Source organism: Roseburia sp. OF03-24 (assembly GCF_003463035.1).
GTDB classification, from domain to species: Bacteria; Bacillota; Clostridia; order Lachnospirales; family Lachnospiraceae; genus Roseburia; species Roseburia rectibacter.
The window spans coordinates 135,120-158,036 of sequence record NZ_QSCK01000002.1; the positions used below are offsets into that span (position 1 = coordinate 135,120).

19 protein-coding genes and 1 tRNA gene are annotated in these 22,917 nt (G+C 41.8%); 1 reads left to right on the forward strand and 19 read right to left on the reverse strand.

The window, feature by feature from the left end; translation table 11 throughout:
* Positions 1 to 49 precede the first annotated feature (49 nt).
* The 11 genes from metA to aroD all read right to left on the reverse strand — a co-directional run bounded on the left by metA (position 50) and on the right by aroD (position 13,563).
* On the reverse strand, positions 50 to 985 hold the full coding sequence (gene metA, locus DXA60_RS01875) for a homoserine O-acetyltransferase MetA (RefSeq protein ID WP_117919001.1): 936 nt from the start codon (positions 983 to 985) through the stop codon (positions 50 to 52).
* Positions 986 to 1,115: 130 nt separating this feature from the next.
* A complete protein-coding gene (gene ligA, locus DXA60_RS01880) occupies positions 1,116 to 3,140 on the reverse strand; it encodes an NAD-dependent DNA ligase LigA (RefSeq protein ID WP_117919002.1) in 2,025 nt (674 codons plus the stop codon).
* Positions 3,137 to 3,892: a 23S rRNA pseudouridine(2604) synthase RluF gene (gene rluF / locus DXA60_RS01885; protein WP_117919003.1), complete on the reverse strand. Its 756-nt coding sequence runs from the start codon at positions 3,890 to 3,892 to the stop codon at positions 3,137 to 3,139. The genes ligA and rluF overlap by 4 nt, the downstream gene beginning before the upstream one ends.
* Positions 3,893 to 4,007: 115 nt before the next feature.
* Positions 4,008 to 5,372, reverse strand: coding sequence for an SH3 domain-containing protein (locus tag DXA60_RS01890; protein WP_243006719.1), 1,365 nt, complete (start codon positions 5,370 to 5,372; stop codon positions 4,008 to 4,010).
* A 97-nt stretch (positions 5,373 to 5,469) separates the two neighbouring features.
* Positions 5,470 to 5,541 (reverse strand) — tRNA-Arg (locus DXA60_RS01895).
* Between the two features lie 163 nt (positions 5,542 to 5,704).
* Positions 5,705 to 6,817 carry a DUF4422 domain-containing protein gene (locus tag DXA60_RS01900; protein WP_117919007.1) on the reverse strand — a complete coding sequence of 371 codons (1,113 nt, stop codon included), beginning with the start codon at positions 6,815 to 6,817 and terminating at the stop codon, positions 5,705 to 5,707.
* A 66-nt stretch (positions 6,818 to 6,883) separates the two neighbouring features.
* Positions 6,884 to 7,849 (reverse strand): L-lactate dehydrogenase, encoded by a 966-nt coding sequence (locus tag DXA60_RS01905; RefSeq protein WP_117919008.1) that lies wholly within the window; start codon positions 7,847 to 7,849, stop codon positions 6,884 to 6,886.
* A gap of 155 nt (positions 7,850 to 8,004) precedes the next feature.
* Complete coding sequence (locus DXA60_RS01910; RefSeq protein ID WP_117919010.1) at positions 8,005 to 9,858, reverse strand: ABC transporter ATP-binding protein; 1,854 nt, start codon at positions 9,856 to 9,858, stop codon at positions 8,005 to 8,007.
* Positions 9,851 to 12,172, reverse strand: a complete 2,322-nt coding sequence (locus DXA60_RS01915) for an ABC transporter ATP-binding protein (RefSeq protein WP_117919012.1) — start codon at positions 12,170 to 12,172, stop codon at positions 9,851 to 9,853. Before DXA60_RS01915 ends, DXA60_RS01910 begins: the two co-directional genes overlap by 8 nt.
* 3 nt (positions 12,173 to 12,175) lie before the next feature.
* Complete coding sequence (locus DXA60_RS01920) at positions 12,176 to 12,640, reverse strand: MarR family winged helix-turn-helix transcriptional regulator (RefSeq protein ID WP_243006720.1); 465 nt, start codon at positions 12,638 to 12,640, stop codon at positions 12,176 to 12,178.
* 170 nt (positions 12,641 to 12,810) lie between these two features.
* Positions 12,811 to 13,563, reverse strand: a complete 753-nt coding sequence (aroD, locus tag DXA60_RS01925) for a type I 3-dehydroquinate dehydratase (RefSeq protein WP_117919016.1) — start codon at positions 13,561 to 13,563, stop codon at positions 12,811 to 12,813.
* A gap of 171 nt (positions 13,564 to 13,734) precedes the next feature.
* On the opposite strand from aroD, the gene DXA60_RS01930 reads away from it, so the two are divergent.
* The gene (locus tag DXA60_RS01930; RefSeq protein ID WP_117919018.1) at positions 13,735 to 14,766 is read left to right on the forward strand and encodes a 3-deoxy-7-phosphoheptulonate synthase; all 1,032 of its coding nucleotides are present in this window, start codon (positions 13,735 to 13,737) and stop codon (positions 14,764 to 14,766) included.
* A 91-nt stretch (positions 14,767 to 14,857) separates the two neighbouring features.
* Here the strand turns inward: DXA60_RS01930 and xerD are convergent, their stop codons facing one another.
* From xerD to recA, 8 genes are all read right to left on the reverse strand, one after another.
* Complete coding sequence (xerD, locus tag DXA60_RS01935) at positions 14,858 to 15,742, reverse strand: site-specific tyrosine recombinase XerD (RefSeq protein WP_117919020.1); 885 nt, start codon at positions 15,740 to 15,742, stop codon at positions 14,858 to 14,860.
* A 73-nt stretch (positions 15,743 to 15,815) separates the two neighbouring features.
* Positions 15,816 to 16,379: a hypothetical protein gene (locus DXA60_RS01940; RefSeq protein ID WP_147345373.1), complete on the reverse strand. Its 564-nt coding sequence runs from the start codon at positions 16,377 to 16,379 to the stop codon at positions 15,816 to 15,818.
* Between the two features lie 27 nt (positions 16,380 to 16,406).
* Positions 16,407 to 16,961, reverse strand: a complete 555-nt coding sequence (locus tag DXA60_RS01945; RefSeq protein ID WP_117919024.1) for an NUDIX hydrolase — start codon at positions 16,959 to 16,961, stop codon at positions 16,407 to 16,409.
* A gap of 494 nt (positions 16,962 to 17,455) precedes the next feature.
* Entirely contained in the window at positions 17,456 to 18,190 is a 735-nt protein-coding gene (locus tag DXA60_RS01950; protein ID WP_117919026.1) for a response regulator transcription factor, read from the reverse strand.
* A 26-nt stretch (positions 18,191 to 18,216) separates the two neighbouring features.
* Positions 18,217 to 18,690: a hypothetical protein gene (locus DXA60_RS01955; protein ID WP_117919028.1), complete on the reverse strand. Its 474-nt coding sequence runs from the start codon at positions 18,688 to 18,690 to the stop codon at positions 18,217 to 18,219.
* Positions 18,691 to 19,018: 328 nt separating this feature from the next.
* The gene (rny, locus tag DXA60_RS01960; protein WP_022112858.1) at positions 19,019 to 20,566 is read right to left on the reverse strand and encodes a ribonuclease Y; all 1,548 of its coding nucleotides are present in this window, start codon (positions 20,564 to 20,566) and stop codon (positions 19,019 to 19,021) included.
* Positions 20,567 to 20,766: 200 nt separating this feature from the next.
* Complete coding sequence (locus tag DXA60_RS01965) at positions 20,767 to 21,390, reverse strand: regulatory protein RecX (protein WP_117919030.1); 624 nt, start codon at positions 21,388 to 21,390, stop codon at positions 20,767 to 20,769.
* A gap of 3 nt (positions 21,391 to 21,393) precedes the next feature.
* Positions 21,394 to 22,545, reverse strand: a complete 1,152-nt coding sequence (recA, locus tag DXA60_RS01970) for a recombinase RecA (RefSeq protein WP_117919032.1) — start codon at positions 22,543 to 22,545, stop codon at positions 21,394 to 21,396.
* Positions 22,546 to 22,917: the final 372 nt, after the last annotated feature.

Genomic DNA, 22,917 nt, shown 5'->3' on the forward strand with positions numbered 1-22,917 from the left:
ATTTGTATCATTTTATACAATTTTATAATTTTCTGAAACCCAGGTAAAATCAGCGTGAAGCCAGTATTTCCGCCGTATCAATAAATTCATATGGTGTCGTCTGATACACATAATAATTCAGCCAGTTTGAATAGAGGATATTTCCATGTGAACGCCACTCCAACCTCGGCTTTTTCGTATCATCATCATCCGGATAATAGTTGACCGGGAGATCGATCGGCAGTCCCTTTGCTTTATCACGTTTGTATTCCTTATCAAGTGTGACACGGTCATATTCCGGATGTCCCATGACAAAAATACGTCTGCCTTCATCCGCGATTGCAAGGAAAACGCCTGCTTCATCTGACTCAGCAAGGATCGTCAGATCCGGTATTTTCCGGATATCTTCTGCACGGACTTCCGTGTGTCTTGAATGAGGCGCCATAAAATAATCATCAAAGCCACGGACTAACGGCACTTTACGGTTCATGACATGATGTTCAAACACACCAAATACTTTTTTATCCAGCAGATGCTTTTTTAGTCCATAATGATAATAAAGTCCTGCCTGTGCACCCCAGCACAGATGCATTGTGGATGTTACATGTGTCTTTGTCCATTCAAAAATATCACACATTTCCTTCCAGTAATCCACTTCCTCAAACTCCATCTGTTCCACCGGAGCACCTGTAATGATCAGTCCATCAAAATAACGGTTCTTCACTCCATCAAATGTCTCATAAAACTTGTTTAAATGACTCATGGATGTATTTTTTGACTCATGGGATGATACCGTAATAAATGTCACATTGATCTGTAACGGTGTGTTAGACAATGAACGCAGAAGCTGCAGCTCTGTGTCTTCTTTTAACGGCATTAAATTCAGGATTCCGATCTCAATGACACGGATATCCTGGTGTGTTGCACGACTTTCATCCATAACAAATATATTTTCCTTTTCCAATATCTCTTTTGCCGGTAAATCACTCTGTGTCTTAATTGGCATAATTATACTCCATTCTCTGAGCAATTTGTTGGGAAGCGGCGACGCAAATGTCAGATTTGTGTCTGCCATAAAAAGTATTTGTTTTGCCCAGAAACAAATACCTGTGTGATAAATAAGCTATCGAACTTATTTATCGCACTGTACTCCCATTCTCTGTATTAATTCCAAGCAGGGCAAACAGTTCTGCTTCCGTAAGCACGGTTATTCCAAGTTCCTGTGCTTTTGTCAGTTTACTGCCCGCACTTTCTCCCGCAACAACATAATCTGTCTTTTTTGATACGGAACCGGATACTTTTCCGCCGTATTTTTCCACCAGCTCTGCTGCTTCTTTTCTTCCCAGTGTCGGCAAAGTACCTGTAATAACTACTGTTTTTCCGCTGACTGCCGAATCGATCGTCTCTGTTTCTTCCGCTTCCATATTTACACCTAACGACTTTAAACGATTGATCATTGCTCTGTTTTTTTCGTCATGGAAGAAACGGAAAATGCAGTCTGCACTCACTTCTCCGACATCATCCACCTCCATTAGAGTTTCCCGATCGGCTTCCGCTAAATCTGTGATCGAGGAAAAACGTTTCATGATCGTCTTTGCTGCCGCTTTCCCAACATTTGGAATACCAAATCCGGTAAGAAGCATATACGCATCATTTTCCTTTGCCTTTTCGATCGTATCTAAAAGTTTGTCCGTATTCTTTTCTTTTCCGATAATTCCCTGTTCGATCAGTTCTTCTCTGTGATCTTTCAGTTCAAATATGTCAGCAATATCTCTAATATACCCCAAACGCACAAGTTCTTCAATATAAACCGTACCAAATCCCTTGATATCCATGGCATCTCTGCCGACAAAGTTAATGATATGACGTTCTAACTGCGCCGGGCAGTTTGGCGACGTACATTTGATATCTGCTGTATCTTTTTCGCGTTCCGTCTTTGCACCGCAGACCGGACAGACATCCGGAATCATAAAACGCTTCCAGCCGTCCGGTCTTTTTTCCTTGCGGACTTCTTTGACCTTTGGAATGATCTCTCCGGACTTATAAACAACGATCGTATCACCAATTCCCACATCAAGATCATCAATAAAATCCTGATTATGCAATGTTGCTCTTGAAACAGAAGTTCCACACAGGCGCACCGGTTCAAAAACCGCTGTCGGCGTGATTCTTCCTGTTCTTCCAACGGAAAGCTCAATATCAAGCAGTTTCGTTTCTTTTTCTTCCGGCGGATATTTGTATGCGATCGCCCATTTCGGGACTTTCGAGGTATTTCCCAGCAGTTCCCTGTCTGAATAACGGTTGATCTTAATGACTGCCCCGTCAATATCATAGCCAAGATTTCCACGATTCTCTCCGATTGCCGTGATGGCATCCCAGACTTCGTCTGCAGTCTTACATACTTTGTAATCTTCGATGATCGGAATCCCCTGTTTCTTTAAAAATTCATATCCTTCGGTATGCGTTGCAATCTCCATGCCACGCACCTGCTGGATATTAAATACAAACATGGACAGTTTTCTTTCTTTTGTCACACGGCTGTCAAGCTGGCGCAGCGTTCCTGCAGCGCAGTTTCTTGGATTTGCAAAAATCTTTTTACCGAGCAGTTCCTGTTGTTCATTGACTCTGTCAAAGTCCTCATTTTTCATATAGACTTCACCACGGATCTCCAGATATTCCGGGTGGTCTTTCAGTTTCTTTTTAACATCTGAGATCACTTTTGCATTTGCTGTCACATCTTCGCCAAAGTTCACCCCATCACCACGCGTCAGCGCAAGGGCAAGTTCGCCATTTTCGTAGCGGAGCGCCATAGATAATCCGTCAATCTTATATTCCACCACAAACTCAGGATCATCTAACTGCTCTTTCATCTGCTCCACAAAATCAACGACTTCCTCCTTCGAAAATACATCCTGAAGACTTAACATCGGGACATTATGGTGCACCAGAATACCTGCTGTACGCTTTGCCGTACCACCGACATGCTGTGTCGGCGAGTCTTCAGTTACAAGCTCCGGATGTTCTTTTTCCAGCCGTTTTAACTGCTGCATCAACATGTCAAATTCATAATCTGAGATTTCAGGATTATCCTGATTATAATATCTGTCGCTATGATAATTGATCTTATCTCTTAATTCTTTGATCTGTTCTTCCGGTGTCATCTGTCTCCTCCATCCCGTCTGTGAATCACTGTCGTGTTTGATGAATCTTTTACAAGCCGCATCAGTTCATCATATTCCTGTGATGTTACTTCGCGGTAATTCCCGGCTTTTAAATCTCCCAGTTCGATATTCATAATACGGGTTCTTACCAGTTTTTCCACTCTGTATCCAAAATATTCGCACATACGGCGGATCTGCCGGTTCAATCCCTGTGTCAGGATGATGCCAAACTGCCTTTTTCCTGTCCGCCAGACTTTACATTTACGTGTGGTAACATTCAATTCCACCAGCGGCACGCCACCTGCAAGTCCCCGCAGAAAACCGTCCGTCACAGGTTTATTAACGGTAACAATATATTCTTTTTCATGCATATTTCCGGCACGCATAATGCGGTTTACAATATCACCATTGTTTGTCATAAGCAATAATCCTTCGGAATCTTTGTCCAGTCTTCCGATTGGATAGATCCGTTTGGGATAGTTGATATAATCCACCACATTATTTTTTTCTCTCTTTTCTGCAGTACATACGACTCCTGTCGGTTTATGAAATGCCAGAAGTATCATTTCATCTTCTTTTTTTACCGGCTTTCCACAAAAAAGAACCGTCTGTCCCGGCAATACTTTTGCCCCCATGGATGCAGCCACACCGTCTATTGTCACATTTCCGGCTTCCACCTGGCGGTCTGCCTCTCTTCTGGAACACACTCCTGCCTCGCTGAGATATTTATTGATTCTGACTGCCTCCTGCATTTTTCACCTTTCTCTTTCTGCACAAAAGCGGAGACTTCTTTTTAAAGTCTCCGCCATTTTTACTATGACAACAAGTCTGTTGCTGGAATCCTGCTACACATCATATATTCAGCAGTTACTGCAACAGGGAAGTTTTAATATATCCGGTCTGACCATTCCATGTCACCTTTGTCCAGCCTTCTGCATAACTCATGACCACCGTTACTTTCTCGCCTGTAAATGCGGTTCCTATCTTGCTGTCTGACTCACTCATTCCAGAACGTACATTTACAGAATCCTTTAATGTAATAACTGTTCCCTCTGCTATGAAATCACCTGCAGATGTCTGTTCATCATTACCACCATTATCTGTTTGTCCATTGTCTGCTTCAGAATCAGCATTCTTTGTAGTCAGATATTCTGTTTTGATATATCCGGTCTGACCGTTATAATTAACAATACTCCACTCACCATCTGTACCTGTTCTTGTAAGTGCTGTACCCTGCTCTAACGTACCAAGTTTTTCTGATTCGGTATCTGCTGCTGCCCTTACATTTACCGTATCTACTGCATAAACTGTATCCGGTTCGCTCTGCGTCGGTCCATTTTCCTCAGGCTGGTCTGTATTCTCTTCCGGCGTTTCAGTCTGCTCTGCCTCCGTTGTTTCTTCCGGTACCTGCTCAGTACTTTCTGTTTCGGTATTCTGGCTTACAATCGTACCTGCCCACTCAGTGATCGCATTCGGAATTGTCGTCTGGATCATCTCGCTCAGCTTATCATCTGACGCAACTGCCGTGTCATATTTGTCCTGGACTTCTTTCTGGAGTGAATTGACATCTTCACTTCCCTCATACTCACTGATCAGGTTCTGGATGCTTGTATCTAACGCATTTTCTTTTATCTTTAAATTGTACTGGCTGTAAAGGTTATCAATATATACACTGCCATCATCATTCGTGCGCACATAGAAGAAATCCAGTCCCGGTGCAACTGTATCTACATCCTTAAATTTTACTTCCACATAAACAGACACAAGATATGAAGATGCATCAAGCCCCTGTTTGGTATAACATTTGATATTCTGGTATGCATCAACATACTGACTGAATACAGAAATATAGCTTTTCTCATTTTCTGACAATGGAGTGGCGATTGTCTGAAGAGTATCCGTATCTCCTGCTGCATATGCGGTGTAATACTGGTTGATTAATGTATTTACATCCTCATGTGCATCCACTTCAAATTCCTGCACTGCATCATTCGATGCCTCTGACGTAACTTCTGTTGCCGCAACATCCTGTCCGTTCTGTGACTGTTTCGGTGATCCGGCTTTCACTAAAATAAGCACAAGTGCAAGGAATAATACACCTGCTGTGATATACCGGACATTCTGTTTTATGAACATAAGGATCTTATTTGTCCCACTATTTTCTGTTTTATTACCTGTCTCTTTATTTTCTGTATCATTTTTTAATTTATCATCAACATTCGAAGAAGCCATTGTATTTTCCATCCCTTTCCATTTGTTATATAAAACTTCACAAAAATATGTAACAGGCGAAACATATAGTATGCCGCCTGCTATCTGACTGTCAAAATGCACCCGGCGGGAATCGAACCCGCATTGCCGGAGTCGGAGTCCGGTGTTCTATCCATTAGACTACGGTTGCCTGCTCTTACTATTCATATAAGGGATCTACAACGCAAAAACACTTTTTCACGCACGTTTTATCATAACAGACCCTAAAATAATTGTCAACAAAAAATGCCGGCACAGGTTACCGTGTCATTCCGCACGCTTGTATTTTCCTGTTCTCCGGCATTTCTTAAAATTTAATGAAGATCTTTTAATATACGATTCAGAAGATCCTTTTTTTCACTATCCGATTCTTTTCCTATCATAACTGCCACCCAGACGGCAGTCCCCGATATTTTTTCTTTTTTCAGGAAACAGATATCCTCTGTGCTCTGACTGTCTTCGCGGTACCTGCTTACAATCCGGTTTAATTCTGAGAAAATTTCTATCAGCCTGTCGAAATCATTTTCCCTCTCCAGGATCATTGTTTCTCCATGGCACCTTTCCTCCCCTGCGGTTGCAATGATCTGCATACAAAGATGCAATTCACCTGTGATATCCGACGCCTCCATCAATACATCCGGCCGCATTTCTCTTGTTTCCAGAAAAATCTTTTTTGCCAGATCAACATCACGTTTTCTGAAACATTCGGCAAGTCTTTGTTTTAATTCACCTGTTTCTGCCTTTTCTCCAAGCATTCCCACCTTACATTCATACACACGCAATTTCTTAACGGTAGCCCAAACAAGCAATAGAAATTCAGAAATAAATCCAAATACTCTTTTATGGTAGGCATCTTCTCCCGTCTCCAGTTCAATCCGCTCTGCCACTTCAAAAAAAATGGAAAACAGCCAGGACGCATATTCATCAAATAATTTTTTTGATGTGACAAGAATATTTCCAAAATAAGTCTGTCTGCCATTTACCAGCGTGTCAAACGCATCTGCATATTCCGGGTATTTCTCTGCTATGACTTTTCCTGTCATTTCAAGCGCCCGTATATTATGATTTGCCGAAAATCCATCATAGTAAGAATTATTTAACTGAACCTTTTTCGTTGTGACCAGGTCATATTTCTTTAACAGTTCCCGGTATTCCGCCTCCGTATAAATCTGTTCCTTTTCATTGATCAGATATCTTCTGTAATGGCAGGTACCGACATAATCCACATCATGACAATTTTTCCAGATCCAGTAAAATCCTGTCAGTTCACTGTAATAACAGTTCAATGCCGAGATCTGTTCTCCTGTATCATCTCCCTGATATCCAAAATCTTCCCCACATGCCCTTCCGACATGGAGCGGTACATACAGTTTATCCGACAGCGGCGTGAATTTTTTGTGTGTCATGGTATATATGCGCATGGACATGATATGTCCCTCCTCTTTTGTGTTGTGCTCTGCATAAATAAACTATAACACAATTATCCTTCTTTTTTAACCGATCCCATGTTCTTTTTTTATCATCTCTTTCATTTCATTCAAAATGTCTGCCGAATTTTTTAACTGGATTTTTTCTTCATCATCCAGCGAGATCGGTATCACATCCTCCACTCCGTCTTTTCCAACAATGGCAGGCATACTGATCACGACGTCCTCCATCCCATAAATGCCACGCATCATGGATGATACCGGCAGGATCGACTGTTCATTTCTTATGATACATTCACAGATCCTCTTTACCGCCATTGCGATTCCATAATACGTGGCGTGTTTCCGTTCAATGATCTCGTAAGCACTGTTTCTTACTTTTTCATAGATACGGTTTTCTGATTCTTCATGCATAAAATGTCCCCGCATTTCACAGAAATCGCTAAGTCTCACGCCTGAAATATTTGCATTTGACCATGCTGCAAGTTCACTGTCTCCATGTTCGCCGATGATAAACGCATGTACACTGCGGTTGTCCACCCCTAAATGCTCCCCGATCAGATATTTTAACCGGGCAGTATCAAGCACCGTTCCCGAGCCGATCACACGGTGTTCCGGAAAACCAGAGAGCTTTAATGCCGTATAGGTAAGAATGTCTACCGGATTTGACACGATAAGGAGGATTCCCTCACAGTCTCTCTTTGCAATTTCCGGAATGATCTGTTTATAAATTTCTACATTTTTATGGATCAGATCAAGCCTCGTCTCATCCGGCTTCTGGTTTGCTCCTGCCGTGATGATAATGATCCCGGCATCTGTGATATCATCATAATCCCCGGCATATATTTTTACCGGTCTTGCAAATGGAAGTCCATGGCTTAAATCCATCGCTTCTCCCTCTGCCTTTGCATGATCTGCATCGATCATAACCATTTCTGAAAAAATACCGCTCTGCATCAGCGCAAATGCCGATGATGCACCTACAAATCCGCAACCGATCATCGCTGCTTTTCTGATATTCATTTTTCCCATATGATTTTCCTGCTTTCTGCCATGTAAACATGGCTTTTTTTATAATATTTCCTGATCGCAGAAAAATTTATACATAAAAAGGGATGCCGCCATATGACGACATCCCTTTATGATCCATGACAATAAAATGTTTACGGATCATTCATTCTATTATTTCAGGCAACAACATCCTCAAACTGTGAATTATAAAGATTTGCATAAAATCCGTTTTTCGCAAGCAGTTCTTCATGATTTCCCTGTTCCACGATATCCCCATCCTTCATGACAAGGATCAGATCTGCATTACGGATCGTTGATAATCTGTGTGCAATGACAAAACTGGTTCTGCCACGCATTAGGTTATCCATTGCCTTCTGGATCGTAACCTCAGTTCTCGTATCAACCGAAGAAGTTGCCTCATCGAGGATCAAAATCTTATTATCTGCAAGAATTGCCCTTGCGATCGTAAGGAGCTGTTTCTGTCCCTGTGAAACATTGCTTGCATCCTCATTTAATTCCATCTGATAACCACCCGGAAGCGTCTTGATAAAGTGATCGGCATGTGCTGCTTTTGCTGCTGCGATCACTTCCTCATCCGTGGCATCTAAACGTCCGTAACGGATATTTTCCATGATCGTTCCTTTAAACAGCCATGTATCCTGCAATACCATTCCAAACGCATCCCTTAATTCCCTGCGGTTAAACTCTCTTACATCATGACCGTCTAATTTGATAGAACCGCTGTTTACATCATAAAAACGCATTAAAAGTTTTACCATCGTGGTCTTTCCTGCTCCGGTCGGACCTACAATAGCGATCTTCTGTCCCGGTTTTACATGAGCACTGAAATCTTTGATGATCGTCTGATCCGGATTATAGCCAAACTGTACATGATCAAAATCAACCGTTCCTGTCACTGTACTCACATCTGCCGGATTTTCTGCAGTCTGATCTTCCTCTTCCTCATTTAAAAAATCAAACACACGCTCGGATGCTGCCGCCATCGACTGCACCTGGTTGATGACCTGTGCGATCTGCTGGATCGGCTGCGTAAAGTTTTTTACATACTGGATAAATGCCTGGATATCACCGATTGTGATCGTTCCACGGATCGCAAACAGTCCACCGGATAATGCCACGGCTGCATAGCCAAGGTTTCCGACAAACATCATGATCGGCTGCATCATTCCGGACAAAAACTGGGATTTCCATGCTGACTGATACAGAATTTCATTTGTACGGTTAAATTCATCGATCGTATCTTTTTCACGGTTAAATGCTTTGATAACTAAATGTCCGCCATAAACTTCCTCGACCTGTCCGTTGATGTGACCTAAATATTCCTGCTGGTCTTTGAAGTATTTCTGGGATTTCTTAACCACAAATGAGATCAGTGCCATGGAGATTGGCAGGATCACGATCGCGATCAGTGTCATCAGCGGAGAAATACTGAGCATCATGATCAGTACACCGATCAAAGTAGCAACCGATGTAATGATCGTTGTGATACTCTGGTTTAATCCCTGACCTAAAGTATCGACATCATTGGTGATCCTTGATAAAACCTCTCCATAAGTACGGCTCTCAAAATATTTCATCGGCATGCGGTTGATCTTTTCAGAGATTTCTTTACGCATCCGGTAACAGATCTTCTGTGTCACACCTGTCATGATCCAGCCCTGGATAAAGTTAAAAGCTGCACTACACACATAAAGTCCAAGCACAAACAAAAGAATCTGTCCGATATAAGTAAAATCAATGCCTCCAGTGCCCTGAATCTTTGCCATCAGTCCTTCAGAAAGCGCTGTTGTTGCTTTTCCTAGAATTTTAGGGCCGATTACATTAAATACCGTAGAAGCTGCCGCAAAAATCATGACCACAATAATCGCTGCTTTAAAACTTCCAATATAAGATAACAGTTTTCCTAAAGAACCTTTTAAATCTTTTGGTTTTTCTCCCGGCTGCATGCCATGTCCCATCGGTCCTCTGCCACGGCGCTGCATTCCTGTTCTTTCTCTTTCATTACTCATTGACAGACACCTCACTTTCCTCGATTCCAAGTTCTTTTGCAGAAAGCTGTGAACGTGCGATCTGCCGATAGGTCTCACAATTTTTCAGCAATTCCTCATGTGTACCTTTTCCGACGATTCTGCCATCATCCAGTACAAGGATCTGTTCTGCATGCAGGATCGTACTGATTCTCTGTGCCACAATGATTACCGTACTGTCCTTAACTTTTGATGCAAGTGCCTTTCGAAGTGCTGCATCCGTCTTTAGATCAAGTGCAGAAAAACTGTCGTCAAACACATAGATCTTTGGCTGTTTTGCAATCGCACGTGCAATGGCAAGACGCTGTTTCTGTCCTCCGGAGACATTGCTTCCACCCTGTGCGATATCGCTGTCATATTTTTCCTGTTTTTCTTCGATAAAATCTGTTGCCTGCGCGATTGCTGCTGCTTCTTTGATTTCCTCATCCGTAGCATCCCGCTTTCCAAAACGCAGGTTCGAAGCAATCGTACCGGAAAACAATACACCTTTCTGCGGTACAAAACCAATCTCTTCTCTCAAATCTTCCATGCGGATATTCCGGATATCCTGACCATCTAGTGTAACACTTCCGTCCGTAACATCATAAAGCCGCGGGATCAGATTGACCAGTGTAGATTTTCCGCATCCGGTACTTCCAATGATCGCCGTTGTCTTACCTGGCTCTGCAGTAAAATCAATATCTTCAAGTACATCTGCCTCTGCACCCGGATAACGGAAGCTGACATGTGAAAAACGGATCACTCCTTTATGTTCTTTTAACTCTTCCGGAGTCTCTGCATCTTCTATGGAAGATTCTGTATTGATAACCTCATCGATGCGCTCTGCTGCGACTGCTGCACGCGGAAGCATGATAGACATTGCTGTCAGCATCAAAAATGCCATAACGATCATCATCGCATACGTAATAAATGCTGTCATCGATCCAACCTGCATAGAACCTGCATCAATCTTATGAGCTCCTACCCATACGATACCTACGGTCAGAAGATTCATGATCAGCATCATTCCAGGCATCATAAATGTCATGACACGGTTCGTAAACAGCATTGTTTTTGTCAGGTCTTTATTCGCATCATCAAAACGCTTTTCTTCCTCTGTCTCCCTACCGAATGCACGGATAACAGAAAGTCCTGTCAAAATCTCCCTTGATACCAGATTGATCTTATCCACAAGTTTCTGCATCAGTTTAAAACGAGGCATCGTAACTGCCATCAATACCATAACATATCCGAGGATCACAAGGATTGCAAGAATAATGATCCATCCCATTCCTGCTCCCGTCTGGATGATTTTTAAGACACCACCGATACCAAGGATCGGCGCATATGCAACCATACGGATCATCACGGCAGAAACCATCTGGATCTGCTGGATATCATTGGTACTTCTTGTGATCAGGGATGCCGTGGAAAAACGATCCATCTCCGCATTCGAAAAACGTACCACACGTCCGAATATTTTTCCTCTGAGGTCACGTCCGATCCCTGCACCGATACGTGCACCAACAAATCCTACCAGAACCGTTGCAACCCCCATAAGCAGCGCCATCGCAACCATTCTTACTCCGGCTGACCAGAGGTAAGATGTCTGTATCTTATCAATATCCAACCCTGCCTGCGTATCGCAGTTAACCGCATAAGCAATTCCCATTGATTTTACCAGAGAACTTCCCATCGTATCAATCGTATCGGAAACGGTATCACGCATAGATAAGATCTGGTCTTCTGTCATTGCCCCGGATGCTTTCATGGCTAAAAAAATCGTGCGCATATCCACGCAATTTGTGGCTACGGTATTTCCATCATCATCCTCTATCTCTTTTTCAAAAGAAGTAAGCGGCACGCCCATGGACTCCCCGATCTGTTCAATGCTCATATTATCAAGCATTGCCTGATCCATTCCGGTCTGTTTTGCCACACTCTCTTTAAAGGTCTGCTCATCCACCGATGACATCTGATAATTCATCAGGAGTGGTAAAAGCAGTGTATCATCCAGCTCCTCTAACTGTTTTTTATCTGTAACAGTCAGACGGTAAACCTCTCCATCCTGTTCGTAGCTGTTCTCCCAGCTTTCTTTTTCCTCATCTGTCATAAAAAGCTGTACTAATGTAAATTCATCTTCTGTTACTGCTTCCGGCAGTACATGCTCCACACCTTTGTTCTGGATACCGACATCAATAATATCCGATGTATATGCCGGAAGTGACAGATCACACCATGCCTGAACAATCAACAGCGCGATTACTATGATCAATCCCTTCCAGTATGGGAGCATATTTTTAAATATTTTGCTCATATTCTACTCTCCTTTTTGTCTCATTTTCCGGTCTGCAATTTCTTCTTTGGCTGCCTCATACAGTTCGTTCAGACAGTCTATCATACCTTCCATATCATCCCTGTCCATTTTTGAAATAACCGCATGTGCAAAATTACTCATGATCTGCTCGCACTCCTCTGTTTTCTTTTTCCCGGAATCTGTCAGTTTCACATACGTATTTCGTCTGTCCGCCTTATTGACATCACGCTCAATATATCCTTTATCCTCTAATGTCTTTAAGGTACGTGAAACTGCGGGTCCCTTCGCTTTCAACTTCGCAGTCAGTTCAGATACCGTCAGTTCTTCCTTTCCCATTTCCCCGTTGCAATGCCTGATCGCCAACATCGTCATACCTTCAATTTTGGTGATATCCGGCACAAGATCGCCCATATGCAGTTTATGGAACTGATACAGTGCAGAGAAAAATCTTGTAAATAAATCATCCATTTTTGTTTTTCTCACCTCGTTATTTAATATTGTTATATATTCTCTTTGTTATGTATTCTCTTTGTTATTTATTTACAGTGGCATATATTAACACAGGGAAGATACTACGTCAAGTATCTTCCCTGCACTTTATCCATTCTTTATATTTTCTTTATATTCTTTTTTTATTTTTACTCACACACCTGATGCATCATATCAATTGTCCGTCTCATTTCTTCGAGATCAAACTGCCCCGGTGCACTTTTCTTTTTATGTGATGCAAACGTCACGCAGGAGCCAAATGTCTCCCCGCTTACTCTGCTGATCTCACCTAATTTTCCCATTGCCACAGTGATAATCGGAGTTTCTTTGTTTTCACAGTGAAATTCAGATGTGACCGCAAGAAGTCTTAAAACATCCTCCGGCGTTTTGGGAGTTACAACCAGTTTGACAATATCCGCTCCGCCTTCACACATACGGTCCAGCAGCATCCGCATAACTTCCATCTGTGGTGTTCCTTCCAGGTCATGATGTGATGCTACGATTTTCTTCCCTTTTTTCTGAATTTTCCGGATCTGCCTTGCAGTGTGTTCCTCCTCAAAAAATTCCAGATCGATCAGATCCACACATTCTGATTCTGTCGCAAGATCATGCAGATCTGTTAATGTTTCCCGGTAAACCGATGCCATTCCACCCTGTCTTGCAGTACGAAATGTATATAAAAACAATTTTTTCTTTAGCAAAGGCGCTGCCTGCTGCAATATCTCCCGCACTTCATTATAATCCGTAAAATGTTCAAATGCATCCAGCCGCCATTCGATCATGTCTGCAGCGGATTCTGCAAGATATTCTATTTCATTTATAACTTCCTCTTTTGTTTTTTCAAGCACCGGAACACAGACCAGCGGACGCCCCGTTCCAACTTCGGTTTCTCTTATTTTCATGCCTGACACCTCCCATTACCTCTTACGTCATTGCTATAATTTTCATTATAACCATCACTTCTCTGTTATGCAAATATTTGACATCTTCTGCTATATCATTTAATATATTTTTGATTTTATCAAATACAAGCGACAGCGCATGTACTTTGGCGCTTAGAATGGAGTTTTATTATGAGTTTTACATTTTTAAACCAGCTTCCTTCTCCGGCAGAGATCAAACGTGATTTTCCGCTGTCAGAAGAATTAAAACAGTTAAAAAAAGAACGCGATGCCATGATCTCTGACGTCATCACAGGAAAAGATGACCGGTTTTTAGTTATCATCGGACCTTGTTCTGCTGACAGGGAAGACGCAGTCTGCGATTATGTCAGCCGCCTCACAAAAATTCAGGAGGATGTTGCTGACCGCCTGATCATCATTCCACGCGTTTATACAAATAAGCCCCGTACTACCGGCGAAGGCTACAAAGGTATCGCATCCCAGCCAGATCCTGAAAAAGCACCGGATATGATCGAAGGTCTGATCGCCATGCGAAAAATGCACATCCGTGCGATCAAAGAGAGCGGTTTAACCTGTGCAGATGAGATGCTTTATCCGGAAAACTGGGGATATGTAGAAGATCTTCTCTCCTATGTCGCTATCGGCGCACGTTCTGTTGAAGACCAGCAGCATCGTCTGACCGTCAGCGGTTTTGATGTTGCATCAGGTATGAAGAACCCGACCAGTGGTGATTTCTCCGTTATGCTCAACTCCGTATATGCAGCGCAGCACCCACATCATTTTGTATACCGTGGCTATGAAGTCGAGACAAGCGGTAACCCTCTTACGCATGTTGTTCTGCGCGGTGCAGTCAGCAAACACGGCAACTCCACACAAAATTATCATTATGAGGATCTGATCCGTCTGTGCGACATGTATGAGAAAATGGATCTTGTAAATCCGGCAGCCGTTGTGGATGTAAACCATTCCAACTCCGGCAAAAAACACAAAGAACAGATCCGTATTGTAAAAGAAGTCATGCACAACCGTCAGGTTTCTTCTGAGATCAGAAAAATGGTCAAAGGTGTCATGATCGAAAGTTATATTGAGGAAGGTTCCCAGAAGATTGGCGAACATATCTACGGAAAATCTATCACAGATCCATGCCTTGGCTGGAAAGATTCCAAAAATCTCATTTACACGATCGCAGATATGTGCAATTAATTGATACCTTCTGATAGTATAAATACTACATAAAAAAGAGGAACTCCAAATCTGTGGGTTCCTCTTTTATAGTCTGCATCTTTTTTAACTGTTATCCTCTTGGATGTGCTTTTAAATATACCTCTCTTATTCTTCCCTGTCCCATCTGCGAATAAATCTGTGTCGTTGAGATATCAGAATGACCTAACATCTCCTGGACAGATTTTAAATCCGCTCCATTGCTGATCATATGTGCCGCAAATGAATGTCTTAATGTATGAGGTGTGATCTCCGATTCGATCCCCGCCTTTTTCCCATAAAACTTGATCAGCTTCCAAAAACCCTGACGGCTCATGGCACCACCGGTACAGTTTGTAAACAGCCACGGACAGTCTTCCTGGCTGACCAGATGTTCTCTTCCATCCTGTATATATTTTGCTAATGCTTCCTTTGCAACATTTCCAAAGGGAATAATACGTTCTTTGTGGGTGTCCGTACAGATCACATACTCCATCTGAAGATTCAGATCCGAAATCTTCAGTGATATCAGCTCCGACACGCGTATCCCTGTTGCATAAAGCAGTTCCAACATCGCTTTATCCCGCAGTTCCTTCGGAGTATTGCCGGATGGCTGCTCCAGTAAGAGTGTCACCTCTTCCGTGGTCAGAATGCGTGGCATTGTTTTTTCAATCTTAGGTGCTTTCAACCTCCATGCCGGATCTGCTTCAATTCTCCGCTCCCGCTCAAGGAAATGAAAAAAAGCCTTCATTGATGCTATACTTCTCGAAACAGTCGCTGGTTTCCGTCCCTCGCGCTCTAAAAACATAACATATGCATTCAGATTTGTCTCTGTAACAGCAGCTGCATCACATATATTCTGCCCTGCCAGATATTCATTCAGTTTACGAAGATCACGCTCATAAGAAACCTCTGTATTCTTCGATGTCTGTTTTTCATTGTGAATATATTCTATAAAATCCATAATGTCACGTGTCATGTTTTTTCCTGACTTTCTTTTTATCCTGTGTATTTTTTCATTATAATAACAAGCAAACTAAAAAGCAATCTTTTCAAAAATTTTTTACAAGCATCTTAAGGATCGGATTATTGATATAAGTTTCCGCAAAAACACCGCCAACCATCAGTGCAACTGCTACTCCATAAAACGAGACAGATTCAAATATTTTTTTCATGCGGCTTTTCAGATCACAGTTAAATGACCGATACTGCATTTTGTTTTTTCCACAGAACCTGCACCATAGCACCGCTGCCACATATAAAAATGCATGCGGGAAAACACTGACGAACGCAAATGCAACACCCCGGATTCCAAGATCTGCAATCGCCATTGTAAGGAAAAACCCAAAAGTTCCTGTCAGCAGGCACAAACATGCTGTTGATGCCACCACGTATCCACACCATTCTCCAAGCAAAAAAGAGAAAAAAGCAAACTTTCCCCTTTTCCAAAACAACTGCCAGAATAGTCTTTCCAGCGAAATACTGCTATATGCAAACTGTTCTAAAATCCATATATTTAATATCCGGCAAAGATTCCCCACTTTGTACTTTAACAGGTTTGCAAGAAAAACACCTGCAAAAAACACCGCAAAAAACAGGAATCCTTCTTTTTTCATGCACACCGCACATCCTTTTTCTTTAGTTTATGCGTTTTTCTCCTGATTCAGAAGATTTTTGTATGCAAGAAGTGCAGAAACTGTTTTCGCATCCTGCAATTTTCCATCATAGATCATCTGACACAATTCATCTATCTCATATGCCTCAACATCTATAAACTCTCCCTCATCTAAATGCTGATGACCCGGTTTTAAATTGCGTGCCAGATACACATCAATGAACTCATTGCAAAATGCTACTGTGGTCTTAAGGGATAAAAGACGCGTGAGATCATCACTGCGATATCCTGTCTCCTCCTCTAATTCCCTTGCTGCACATACTTTTGTGTCTTCTGTGACACTATCTCTCGATCCTGCCGGTATCTCAAGTGTCATTCGGTCGATCGCATTCCGGTATTGACGTACCATCAGAATCTTTCCATCTTCTCTCACCGGTACAACTGCTGCTGCACCTTTTCTGTGCGAGATAAAATCCCATTCCTCAAGTTTTCCGTCCGGAAGCTGCATGGTATCCGTATATATATCCAGAATTGCTCCATTTTTCACCAGTTCTCTTTTTATTCTCTTGACCTGTTTATCCATAATGATATTCCTCCACAAATCCTGTCTTCTTTTGTTCTTATTCTTTCTGCTGTTATTTTACCACCCGCTTCGTCTATTTTCCATCAGTTTTTTATATCCTGACATCAGATAAATAAAGTGTTAAAACTTTCCCATTCTCTTTTCAAAAAGGATTAAAGAATGCGCAAATATCTCCTCCATATAACGAATACTGTTATACTGATAACATCTTATCTACAGGGAGGAGACCAGCTATGACAATTGCTGAAATTATTTTTTCTATTATCGGTATTGGCATTATGATCGGAGGTTTTGTTTACGGAATTTATGATTCCTACTGTCAGTCGAAAAAATATCGTACATCCAAATAATAGAATGACATTATATTATCCAAGAAACAATCCTGCCCGGAGGGTTTTTTATGTAATAGGTAATTTCAACGAATTTTCCTATTACATAAAAAACAGACCGCACATATCTGTGTGCAGTCTGTTTTTTTCAACCTTCTTTTTCTGTTATGCCATCATCTGCATGCCATTTACACTCGTCTGGCTCTCTAACATCCGGTATCCTACCCTCGGGATCGTTGTTATATACTCCGGTTCCAATGGAGATCTTTCGATTTTTTTTCGGATATTTGTCATATTAACACGAAGTATCCTGCTGTTCTGCTCTGCATACGGTCCCCATATTTTTTCCAAAAGCATCTGGTATGTTACAACCGTGCCAGCATTTAACGCAAGACTTTCTATGATCCGATACTCCACTGGTGAAAAATGAATTTCCATACCTCCAAGCAGAACTTGTCTTTTTGTGAAATCAACTTTAAGATTTCCTGCCTCATAGTATGTATGTGCACCTGTCGAAATTCTTCTTCTCAATGCCGAAAAAATCCGTGCTGCCAGTTCCTTTTCATGAAACGGCTTTACCATATAATCATCTGCTCCGGCATATAATGCCTCTACTTTATCAAGATAGCTGTTCTGTTCAGATAAAACAATAATCGGAGCATCCGTCCACTCCCTAAACCATTGAATTAATGCCAGTCCCTCCATATCAGAAAATTTATTATCCATCAGGATCAGATCCGGGCAGATACCGGTACTCATCTCCATCCCCTGTTTTCCTTTTCCCGCAGTATATATCTTATAATTTTCTTTTTCCATTGCCCTGCGGATCAAATAGGAAATACTCGCATCTTCATCAATCAGTAATATTTTTGCTCTGTCACTTATTCTGTTTTCATTCACGTTAAAACGCCTCCTGTAATATATTTTTATTTGATTACAGGAAAATGTTTTGCCTTCTTTCCATCTACCAGATGGATATATTTGATATTCTGCCACAGCATGATCATATGGCTGCCAAAACGCTTCAATGCCATATGCAAAATAACAGCCGGTATCACAATAAGTACGTATACTTCTACAAGAAAACGTAAAATCTGAAACCTGCTCTGTCCCTGTTCTCCAAGAACGGCATCGCTCTGCGTTGTTCGCGCAAATGCGGATGCCGGTATATTTTCAGGAACGTTACACGCCTGATGTTCCGCTATCCCCGGCTCCATCAGCCAGTCTGTCTGATATTGCTCTATTCTGCCATCAGGCAGTATATCTGCAGCCAGCTTTAAACTCTGTGATGTCTTTTCCAAATGCAGTGTGTCTGTCTGTGGTAAAAACTGAAAGAAAGATATGATCATAAATCCGATCAGAAGGAATAAAATCCACTTATGTTTTTTCACACTCTGCATTTGCCACACCACCTTTCTTTCGCTCTTTTTCAGATGTATTTTAACATATATTTTACATTCTGGCACTATTTTTTTAGGATTTTATCTTCATGGATATGGAATTATGGATTGCAATTTCCATATATACAAGAAAGAATCCTGCCCGGAGTTTTTTTGATTCATAGGACGTGAGATTTCCTATGAATCAAAAAACTGCCGTACCGGTCATTTCTGACTCTGGTACGACAGTCTCTTTATTTTTTTCCAATAATAAAATGCACGTTCTGTAAACATTCTATTACCATGAACAATGGCCTGCACGCTTCGCGAGCAAAACTATTGTCACGAATCATTTCGCATAATCCGTTACTCTTGATTCTCGAATAACATTTACCTTAATCTGTCCCGGATATTCCAATTCAGCCTCGATCTGTTTTGAAATATCACGTGCAAGCAATACCATATCGGCATCGCTGATCTGTTCCGGAACAACCATGATTCGAATCTCCCTGCCCGCCTGAATAGCAAAGGATTTTTCTACACCCTTAAATCCGTTAGAAATATCTTCTAACTGTTTCAGTCTGTTTGAATATGTTTCAAGTGTCTCTCTTCTGGCACCTGGTCTTGCTGCACTGATCGTATCTGCAGCCTGAATGATACATGCAATTAATGACTCCGGTTCTACATCACCATGATGCGCTTCTACCGCATTGATGATAATTGGTGATTCCTTGTATTTTCTACATAAATCCACACCGATCTGAATATGGGAACCTTCCATATCATGGTCGACAGATTTACCGATATCATGCAATAATCCTGCCCGTTTTGCAGTTCTTACATCTACACCAATCTCAGCAGCAAGTAATCCGGAAAGCTGTGCTACTTCAATAGAATGTTTGAGAGCATTTTGTCCGTAGCTCGTCCGGAATTTCATTCGTCCTAAAAGACGTACAAGTTCTGGATGAATTCCATGAACACCAACCTCTAAAGTTGCCGCCTCACCTTCCTCACGAATCATTGTCTCGACTTCTTTCTGAGCCTTCTCAACCATTTCTTCGATTCTTGCCGGATGAATACGTCCATCCACAATCAGTTTTTCCAAAGCAATTCTGGCAACTTCTCGACGAATCGGATCAAAACCTGATAAAATTACCGCCTCAGGCGTATCATCAATGATCAGGTCAACACCTGTCAACGTTTCTAAGGTACGGATATTACGTCCCTCACGTCCGATGATTCTTCCTTTCATTTCGTCATTTGGAAGCTGAACAACAGAAATCGTCGTCTCGGCAACATGATCTGCAGCACACTTCTGAATTGCAGTGACTACATACTCTTTTGCCTTCTTATCAGCTTCTTCCTTTGCCTTGTGTTCCATTTCTTTGATCAATTTTGCAGTATCAATTTTAACGTCTTCTTCAACAGTCTTTAAGAGATAATCCTTTGCCTGTTCGGAGGTTAAACCGGAGATCCTTTCCAGTTCTTTCACACGCTCTTCATTGAGCTTTGCGACCTGCGCTTTCTGTCTGTTGATCTCTTCTTCCTTGGCTGCAAATCCCGCCTCACGTTTTTCGATCGCTTCTAACTTTTTGTCCAGATTTTCCTCTTTCTGAACAATGCGTCGTTCACTGCGTCCGATCTCTGCTCTCCGCTCTTTTACCTCCTTGTCTAAATCATTCTTGACACGGATGGATTCTTCCTTCGCTTCAAGCATTGCTTCACGCTTCTTGGTCTCTGCCGTCTTTACCGCTTCATCAATGATCTCACGCGCTTTTTCATCTGCATTTCCGATCTTAGCCTCTGTTACTTTTTTATAGTAAGCAGTTGTGACGAAATATACAACGACCGCGGTAACCAGTAGAGTGATCACAACAGCGATAATCACACTTCCCACAGGAGCACCTCCTTTATTAAATTTTCATTGTACATATAACATTAAAACATGGATTGTTATCTGTCATAATTACAACATATAAATTTTATTCTATTTTAATATTTATGTCAAGTAGATAACTGTTCAATGTGCATAATATTGCATTTTTATTTTGCTCCAATACAACATATTGTACCAAAAATCCAGGTTTTACTGCATTCTTATTCCTCGTATCCGTCCCAGATCTTCATAACATGTAAAATATCGCTGCCCTTAAATCCACGACGCATCAGATACTGGTATGTTTTTTGCTTTTCTTTGCGATCACATTCCTTTGGATCATAATGCTTCTTCTCTAAAAGCTGACGGATCTTTATCTGTTCATCACTGTCAAACGCTTCATCCAGCGCCTGTTCTATCACGTTTTTGTCAATTCCTTTTGTTAAAAGATCTATTTTTAATTTCTGACGGCTCTTCCTCTTCTGCTGATATGAAATATAATTTGTTGCATAACGCAGATCATCAATATAATGATATTTTTTTACATAATCTATTGCAAGATCCACACAGACAGCAGGATATCCATTCTGCATCAGTTTATCTCTCAGCTGATGCTCTGTCCTGTCCATTCGTTCCAACAGAAACATTGCGCGTTTCTTTGCCCTTGTTCCAAGTATTTCATAAATGATCTCATCATATTTTTCCCGGGATATGACAGTTTGCTCCTGTAAACCTAATTTTCTTACCTCACCTTTATATAAAAGGACTTCCATCCCGTTGTCAAAACGAATGGAAGTCCTTCCTTTTTCCCGGGGAATTACTTCAGTGACAAGTAACTCCTGCATCTTTTATTCCTCCGCTTCTGATGACGCAGCCTTCTCGATCGCCTCAGCTTTTTTTGCAATCGCTTCAGCAGCCTTTATACTCTGTGCCTCAGTCTCGTTTTCCTTTGCTTCTTCAGATTCTTCGGTTCCGTCAACCTTTAACATCTCTCTGACTTTTGCCTCAATCTCCTCACAGATCAGTGGGTTATCTTTCAGATACTGCTTTGCATTCTCACGTCCCTGACCAATCTTATCTCCATTATATGCATACCATGCTCCGGACTTGTTAACAACCCCTTTATCTGCCGCAAGGTCTAAGATATCACCTTCTCTTGAAATACCCTGTCCAAACATGATATCAAACTCTGCTTCACGGAATGGTGGTGCCACCTTATTCTTAACGATCTTTACTCTGGTACGGTTTCCAACAACCTCCCCGCCCTGCTTTAATGCCTCAATCCTTCTGACATCCATACGGACAGAGGAATAAAACTTTAACGCACGTCCACCGGTCGTTGTCTCTGGGTTACCGAACATTACACCTACTTTTTCACGTAGCTGGTTGATAAAGATAACCACGCAGTTTGACTTGCTGATAACAGAAGTCAGCTTACGAAGTGCCTGGCTCATCAGTCGTGCCTGAAGTCCTACATGTGAATCACCCATATCTCCATCAATCTCTGCCTTTGGAACAAGTGCTGCCACGGAGTCAACGATCACGATATCTACCGCACCGGAACGCACCATGGTCTCAGTGATCTCAAGTGCCTGTTCTCCGCAGTCCGGCTGTGATATGTACAAATTATCAATATCAACGCCGATATTCTTTGCATAGACCGGATCTAAGGCATGCTCTGCGTCAATGAATCCAGCAATGCCTCCTCTTTTCTGTACCTCTGCAACCGCATGCAGTGCAACTGTCGTCTTACCACTGGACTCCGGTCCATAGATCTCAATGATTCTTCCCTTCGGGAGTCCGCCTAACCCTAATGCAATATCAAGACTTAAAGAACCGGTAGGGATCGTCTCCACATTCATATGTGCGGAATTATCTCCGAGCTTCATTATAGATCCCTTGCCATACTGCTTCTCAATCTGTGAAATTGCAGCATCTAATGCTTTTAGTTTATCATTTTTTACTGCATTGATCTCTTTATATTTATCTTCCTTTGCCATTTCTTTCCTCCGTGCGAACTTATGTTCGTTTTTCTGTTCTAATAGTATTATATTTTTTCTGAAATGTCAACCATAAAATTGTCTGTATTCCCCCACACGCTCTACGACAGGTTTATGGCTGCCTGCAAAACACATTTTCCCCAACAGCACTTATTTTTACTTACAGGATTACCGGCAGATTGATGCCCGTGGATCGCCTCTTCAGGCGGTATAGATTTATATCTGACAACCTCATCGGAAATGAACTTCCTTGTCGACAAGTGTATCATAGTATACTTTCAATTACAAGTGCTTTCTTTTATTAAACAAACACCCCGATAAATGCTGGTTTGCGGGTGACATGAGTTTCCTCGTGTAGGGTGGTTCTGGGGG

Bases quoted from the DNA above. Each gene is read 5' to 3' on its own strand.
- metA (WP_117919001.1), bottom strand. From the start codon at position 985: ATGCCAATTAAGACACAGAGTGATTTACCGGCAAAAGAGATATTGGAA.
- ligA (WP_117919002.1), bottom strand. From the start codon at position 3,140: ATGACACCGGAAGAACAGATCAAAGAATTAAGAGATAAGATCAATTAT.
- rluF (WP_117919003.1), bottom strand. From the start codon at position 3,892: ATGCAGGAGGCAGTCAGAATCAATAAATATCTCAGCGAGGCAGGAGTG.
- DXA60_RS01890 (WP_243006719.1), bottom strand. From the start codon at position 5,372: ATGGCTTCTTCGAATGTTGATGATAAATTAAAAAATGATACAGAAAAT.
- DXA60_RS01900 (WP_117919007.1), bottom strand. From the start codon at position 6,817: ATGTCCATGCGCATATATACCATGACACACAAAAAATTCACGCCGCTG.
- DXA60_RS01905 (WP_117919008.1), bottom strand. From the start codon at position 7,849: ATGGGAAAAATGAATATCAGAAAAGCAGCGATGATCGGTTGCGGATTT.
- DXA60_RS01910 (WP_117919010.1), bottom strand. From the start codon at position 9,858: ATGAGTAATGAAAGAGAAAGAACAGGAATGCAGCGCCGTGGCAGAGGA.
- DXA60_RS01915 (WP_117919012.1), bottom strand. From the start codon at position 12,172: ATGAGCAAAATATTTAAAAATATGCTCCCATACTGGAAGGGATTGATC.
- DXA60_RS01920 (WP_243006720.1), bottom strand. From the start codon at position 12,640: ATGGATGATTTATTTACAAGATTTTTCTCTGCACTGTATCAGTTCCAT.
- aroD (WP_117919016.1), bottom strand. From the start codon at position 13,563: ATGAAAATAAGAGAAACCGAAGTTGGAACGGGGCGTCCGCTGGTCTGT.
- DXA60_RS01930 (WP_117919018.1), top strand. From the start codon at position 13,735: ATGAGTTTTACATTTTTAAACCAGCTTCCTTCTCCGGCAGAGATCAAA.
- xerD (WP_117919020.1), bottom strand. From the start codon at position 15,742: ATGACACGTGACATTATGGATTTTATAGAATATATTCACAATGAAAAA.
- DXA60_RS01940 (WP_147345373.1), bottom strand. From the start codon at position 16,379: ATGAAAAAAGAAGGATTCCTGTTTTTTGCGGTGTTTTTTGCAGGTGTT.
- DXA60_RS01945 (WP_117919024.1), bottom strand. From the start codon at position 16,961: ATGGATAAACAGGTCAAGAGAATAAAAAGAGAACTGGTGAAAAATGGA.
- DXA60_RS01955 (WP_117919028.1), bottom strand. From the start codon at position 18,690: ATGCAGAGTGTGAAAAAACATAAGTGGATTTTATTCCTTCTGATCGGA.
- DXA60_RS01965 (WP_117919030.1), bottom strand. From the start codon at position 21,390: ATGCAGGAGTTACTTGTCACTGAAGTAATTCCCCGGGAAAAAGGAAGG.
- recA (WP_117919032.1), bottom strand. From the start codon at position 22,545: ATGGCAAAGGAAGATAAATATAAAGAGATCAATGCAGTAAAAAATGAT.